Source organism: Erwinia sp., from assembly GCF_031978025.1.
Taxonomy (GTDB): domain Bacteria; phylum Pseudomonadota; class Gammaproteobacteria; order Enterobacterales; family Enterobacteriaceae; genus Erwinia.
This window is the reverse complement of record NZ_DALZCD010000115.1, coordinates 5,927-12,069: the sequence shown is the minus strand read 5'-3', so window position 1 is coordinate 12,069 and position 6,143 is coordinate 5,927. Positions and strand designations below refer to the sequence as shown.

The 6,143-nt window shown below is 57.5% G+C and carries 4 protein-coding genes; 2 read left to right on the top strand and 2 right to left on the bottom strand.

The features are described 5' to 3' along the window. The first annotated feature begins 215 nt into the window (after positions 1–215). Both RTK32_RS11060 and RTK32_RS11055 read left to right on the top strand, forming a co-directional pair. On the top strand, positions 216–2,036 hold the full coding sequence (locus RTK32_RS11060) for a glycoside hydrolase family 15 protein (protein WP_312043885.1): 1,821 nt from the start codon (positions 216–218) through the stop codon (positions 2,034–2,036). 874 nt (positions 2,037–2,910) lie between these two features. Further along, positions 2,911–3,864, top strand: coding sequence for an aliphatic sulfonate ABC transporter substrate-binding protein (locus tag RTK32_RS11055; RefSeq protein WP_312043883.1), 954 nt, complete (start codon positions 2,911–2,913; stop codon positions 3,862–3,864). A gap of 39 nt (positions 3,865–3,903) precedes the next feature. Here the strand turns inward: RTK32_RS11055 and RTK32_RS11050 are convergent, their stop codons facing one another. Together RTK32_RS11050 and RTK32_RS11045 are read right to left on the bottom strand one after the other, a co-directional pair. Continuing rightward, entirely contained in the window at positions 3,904–5,229 is a 1,326-nt protein-coding gene (locus tag RTK32_RS11050) for an LLM class flavin-dependent oxidoreductase (protein WP_312043881.1), read from the bottom strand. Between the two features lie 9 nt (positions 5,230–5,238). Further along, positions 5,239–6,143: MsnO8 family LLM class oxidoreductase (locus RTK32_RS11045; RefSeq protein WP_312043880.1), on the bottom strand; the 905-nt coding region annotated here is incomplete at its 5' end.

The window sequence follows — 6,143 nt, the reverse complement described above, 5'->3', positions numbered from 1 at the left end:
TGACGATTTAATAACCCGCTCCCTGCACCGTATTATTTGAGCAACGCTACGCCATTTCCCTTCGGGTTTGCCGTTCGGCACCCTCGTTCAAGCCGTTTTGCCAGCGTAAGCTAAAAACTTATCTATACTTTTCCATCCAGAGCCTGATGTCATTCGGTGAGCCATCATCGTTTTATGGCTCAGGCCGCTTTTCTATTCTGAACAAGGGACGTCGAGTGAAAAATAAAACCTACCGCTCTCCCGTGCGCAAAGAGGGTTTTGCCGGTCTCGGCGACTATGCGGCCATCGGCGAGGGGCGTTCCGTTGCCCTGATCGCGCCAGATGGTGCTATCGACTGGTGGTGCGCGCCCAATCTGGACTCCCCCCCGCTGTTCGATCGTATCCTCGATCCCGGCATCGGCGGCTTTTTCCAGCTGGAGCCTGAAGGCAGCTACCGCGTCGAGCGCAGCTATCGCGAAAACAGTAACGTTCTGGAAACACTTTACAGCACCGAAAGCGGCTCGGTACGCCTGACCGAATCGCTAAACAGTTCGCTGGCCGGTCGTCTGCCCTGGAGCGAACTGGCGCGCCGCGTGGAAGGTATTGAGGGTGAGGTCGTGCTGAATCTGCGTCTTAAGCTGGGCACGGTGGCGGAAAGCCGTTCGCCATGGGTGGCGAACACGCATCACGGCGCGGTTTTTCATATTGGCGATCTGATGACCATGCTGCGAACCAGTGACGACGTAACCATCAGCTCGCTGTGCGATGAAGCGGTCGAAGGCCGAATAGTCACGTCGCCCGGTTCGCATTCACTGATAGCGCTGCTGGCGAGTGAAAAAGAGCCGCTGGCGGTGCCGGATTTATCGGCTATTGACGACAGAATTGAAACCAGCCACGTCGCCTGGCGGGACTGGGTTGAGCACCTTTCTTACCGGGGGCTCTTTTCAACGCACGTTAAGCGCTCTGCTCTGTCGCTGAAGTTCCTTTGGTACTCGCCAACCGGTGCGCTGGCGGCGGCGGCAACCTCATCCTTACCGGAAGGTTTCGGCGGCGAAAAAAACTATGACTACCGCTATGCCTGGGTGCGCGACGCCTGCCTGATCATCAAATCTTTCGTCTACCTGGGCGCGCTGGAAGATTGTAAAGCCGCCTTCTCCTGGCTGACGCACACTATTATCCGCCATGGTGTAAAACTGCGCGCCTGTTATACCCTTGAGGGCAACCTGGTGCCGGAAGAGCGCTATCTGCCGCTGCGAGGTTATGAAGATTCACAACCCGTACGCGTTGGCAACAACGCCCGCGACCAGGTGCAGCTCAGCATGTATGGCGATATGCTCGCTACCGCGCGGCTTTTTATTCAGGCGGGTCACGTGCTGGATATCGCCACCTCGCGGATGCTTGGCGAACTGGCGAACTGCTGCGCCGACAGCTGGCGCCAAAAGGATTCGGGAATTTGGGAGCTGCCTGATGAACAGCACTATACCCACTCTAAAATGGCCTGCTGGCTGGCGCTGGATCAGGCCGTCGAGATGGCCGAAGGTGAGCATATTGAACCGACCTGGGTAGGTCGCTGGGCGCGCGAACGCGATCGTATCCGTGACTGGATCGAAGAAAATTGCTGGTCGGAAAGCCGCCAGGCCTATCTGTTTTACGTCGGCAGCGAAGACAAGCTGGACGCTTCGCTGGCGCTGATGCACCAGTATGGCAACAGGGTTAATCCTGACCGCATGTTAGCCACTTATGACGCGATCCGACATGAACTGGGCCACAACAGCGCTATGCTTTACCGCTACAGCGGCGTGGAACAGGAAGAAAGCACTTTTGTGGCCTGCTCTTTCTGGCTGGTGGAGGCCTGCGCTTCCATGGGCGATACGGAACGTGCCGAAGCTTTCATGCATGAAATCCTCGAAAGCTTGTGCGACAGAGGCAACGTGGAAATATTCAACGAGATGTTTGATGTCAGAACCGGCAGCTGGCGCGGCAATCTGCCGCAGGGACTGAGCCATCTGGCGCTGGTCTGTGCGGCTCAGGCGTTAACCGTAGCCAAAGGCAAATAAATCAATGCCTGCGCTGTAGTAGGCACAGGCCAGAGGGGATGCTGGTCTGCGCTATGCAAGATTGCCCGCTAAAGATACGCCAATCGGGGAAACGCTCCGGGATCAAAAGCCGCGCGTTAAGAAGGTAGGGAAAGGCTGGCACAGGCTACGGGAGGCTGGTCTGCGCCATGCAAGATTGCCCGCTAAAGATACGCCAACCGGGGAAAAGCCGCGGAGTCAAAAGCCGCGCGTTAAGAAGGCAGGGAGCATGCCAGGCGATCCCTGCCTTGCCGCGCCGGCTTACCTTAAGCGTTACGGCCGTCTTTCATCATCCTAATACGTCGCCGCCCGCACATTAGCCAAAATCTGGCGCTCTTTTACCGGCTGGCCCGCCAGATCATGTTGTTCAGGAAAAGCGTGGATGACAGCGGTATCGGAAAGGCTTTATGGCTTAAGACAGCAGGCGGCTTTTGTTGCCATCTGCGCTTGCGTTAGTCCGGCAGCCCGATCCCTTTCCCCCTTCTGATAAACAGCCTGAAAGTCGGGATGCATCACGCGGAGCGCATATTCGGATCGAAACCGCCGTCTGCTATCTGATGTACGATACAGGCGATGTGGCGTTTTACGATGCGCAGGCACAGAGCAGCAGGACGAATGCGCTTTAACCTTTTCATCCCTGTTTTAACCGAATCAATTTTTCTTTTACCTGGCCGGGCAAATTTTGCATGACTCTTGCTCAAAGGCAGGCTGCCCCGGCAATCATTTTTATTGAGGGCGGATTTCCCTGCCGTCCAGATCCATATGTTTTTTCCTGCTAAGCACCGCAGATTTACTCGCTAAGCCCTTTGCACCCAATTTGCTATGTTGCCCTGACGACATCTTTAAGGGAAAAACAATGAAAAATTATCTTCTTAGCAGCCTTACCTTGCTGGTTATAGCCGCGACGTCCCAGCAGGCGCTGGCGGAATCGCGGCCAGAGACGGTCAATATCGGCTATCAGAAAGCCAATCTGTTTGCGCTGCTGAAATACCGCGGCACGCTTGACGACGAATTTAAGAAACAGGGCATTCGGGTGCGCTGGGTAGAGTTCCCGGCCGGCCCGCAAATGCTGGAAGGGCTGAACGTGGGCAGCATAGATTTGGCGGCAACCGGCGACGCGCCGCCGGCTTTCGCTCAGGCCGCACAGGCTGATTTCGTTTATCTGGGGCATTCGCCCGCCAACCCCAAAACCGAAGCCATTGTCGTCCCACAGGCTTCAAAAATCAGGAATGTTGCCGATCTGAAAGGTAAAAGAGTGGCGTTAAACAAGGGATCGGATGTCAACTACCTGTTGGTTACCGCGCTGGAGAAAGCCGGGCTGAGCTACCAGGACATCACGCCAGTTTACCTGCCGCCTGCCGACGCTCGCGCCGCGTTTCAGCGGGGCGCAGTAGATGCCTGGGTTATCTGGGATCCTTATCTGGCGGAAGTAGAAACCCACGCCAACGCCAGGATAGTAAAAGACGCGGAAGGTTTGGTGCCGCACTACACCTTCTATCTGGCCAGCCGTAAATTTGCGGAAGCGCATCCGCAAACGGCAGAAAACGTGCTGGCTGAATCAGGCAAACTTAGCGACTGGGCTAACGGGCATCCGGAAGAAACGGCAAACATTCTCTCGTCCTCCACCGGCCTGCCGCCGACGATCTGGCAGAAAGCCCTCGCCAGAATGCCCTTTGGGGCAGAAAGAATGACGCCGGAAGTGTTTAAGCAGCAGCAGGCGCTGGCCGATAAATTTACGCAGATTGGCCTGCTGCCGGTAAAAGTCGAGGTCAGTAGCGCGACCTGGACGCTGGATAAGAAGCCGCAGTAGGTTTCATCGCGGGCGGCACGAGGCTGCCCGTCATCTTAATTATTTACTTCCCGCCAGTTCCCGTACCTGCTCAACATAGCGATTGGTTTTAAACGGCAGCCCTAACCTGCCGCGCAGCGTCTTTTCTTCAGAAGGCTGCCAGTAGCCACGCGCCGCCAGGATCGGCAGAACATCCCGGGTCATATCGCGCAGGGATTCCACTAATACCGGGCCGCTGAGGATAAAGCCGCTTGCGCCGCCCTTTTCCACCCACTCAATAAGCGCACTGGCCACCTGCTGCGGCGTACCGAAAAATTCACCGCGCGGCAGCGTGGTTTCATAAGCTATCTGACGCAGCGTCAGGCTCTCTTCCCTGGCCCGACGCTTAATGCTGTCGGTGGTGGAACGGAAGCTGTTTTGCCCCAGCTCGCCAATATTTGGAAAAGGCCCATCCGGATCGTACTGACTAAAATCATGGTGCTCGAAGAAACGGCCCAGGTAGGCCAGCGCGTCGTCAAGCGAAAGCAGCGACAGCAGATGCTGATATTTCGCTTCGGCCTCTTCCGGTGTTTTGCCAATAATCGGGCTGATACCGGGGAAAATAGCGACCGGCGCACGTCCGTTGGCCGTTACGCTGGCCTGCAATTTATGCGAATAGGTTTGCGCTTCCTGCAGCGTGCGCGCATTGGTAAATACCGCGTCGGCAGATTTTCCGGCAAGGCCGATGCCGGTATCGGAGGCGCCCGCCTGGAAAATGACCGGCTGTCCCTGTGGCGAACGCTGAATATTCAGCGGGCCGGCTACCGAAAAAAACTTGCCCTGGTGATTAAGCTTGTGCAGTTTGGCTGCATCAAAAAAAACGCCGCTGTCCCGATCCCGCACGAAGGCGTCGTCTTCCCAGGAATCCCATAATCCCTGAACTACATTGATATACTCCTCGGCAATCTCGTAGCGCAGCGAGTGCGCCGGATGCGCTTTGCCAAAGTTTTTGGCCGAACCTTCCAGGGGTGAAGTCACCACGTTCCAGCCCGCCCGCCCGCCGCTGATGTTATCCAGCGTCGCCAGCTGGCGAGCCACGGTGAAAGGATCGCTATACGAGGTCGAAATGGTGCCGGCCAGTCCAATCCGCTGCGTTACCGCCGCCAGCGCAGACAGCAGGGCCACCGGCTCAAAACGATTAAGAAAATGCGGCAGCGATTTTTCATTGATATGCAGGCCGTCGGCAACGAAAAGGAAGTCAAATCCTGCGGATTCCGCCTGCTGCGCCAGATCGGTAAAGTAGCGGAAGTTTACGCTGGCGTCTGCCGGCGCGCTGGCATGACGCCAGGCGTTCATATGGCCGCCTGCGCCGTGCAGCATCAGGCCGAATTTGATGTGGGTGCTCATACACTCTCCTTAATGCTGGCCCGCCAGCAAAGTTACAGAACGCAGGCGCCGCGCAGGGTTGCTTAGCGGCGTATGCAAAATAAATTCGTCAACGTGAAGGCTTTGCTGCAAATCAGCCAGGCGCTGGTGGATAACTTCGGCAGTGCCGTGCAGCACGTTCAGCGTTTGCTTTTCAATACGGTAGTCCACCGCACCCGCCTGGCGCACGAAATCCAGCGCCTGCGCTTCGCTGCCCACGGTGACATGACGCTCGCCCAGCGTAACGCGGTAGTTATGCTGTTCAGCCAGGAGCGAAGCGGCCTCCTCGGTGGTATCGGCCGCCAGCGCCGCCAGGCTGATCAGCGCCTTGCCTGCCTGAGCGTACTCGTGAAAGGTCAGGATCGCTTCCCGCATCGCCTGCTCCGAGGCATTAATAAAGCCGGCATAGACAAAGTTCCACCCCAGACGAGCCGCCAGCCGCGCGCTTTCCGGGCTCGCGCCCAGCAGAAAGCGAGACGGCGACTGCCCGGGTGCCGGCAGTGCTCTGGCGACGTCCCCACCGGTCGGCCTGGTCGCTTCGGTGAGATAGCGGGTTAATTGCGCCAGCTGCGCAGGAAAATCCTTTTGCCCTGCCTGCTCGCCCTGCAACGCCTGGGTGGAAAGCGGCAGCCCGCCCGGCGCTTTGCCCACACCCAAATCGACGCGCCCCGGGGCCAGTGAAGCCAGCAGATGAAAATTTTCCGCCACCTTATAAGGGCTGTAATGCTGCAGCATGACGCCGCCGGAGCCGATACGTAACCGGCTGGTCTGCGCCAGTAGCCAGGCAATCAGAACCTCCGGCGAGCTGCCTGCCAGCCGGTCGTTATCGTGATGCTCGGACACCCAAAGACGGTGATAGCCCAGCCGCTCTGCCGTCCGGGCAAAATCAAGCGTCG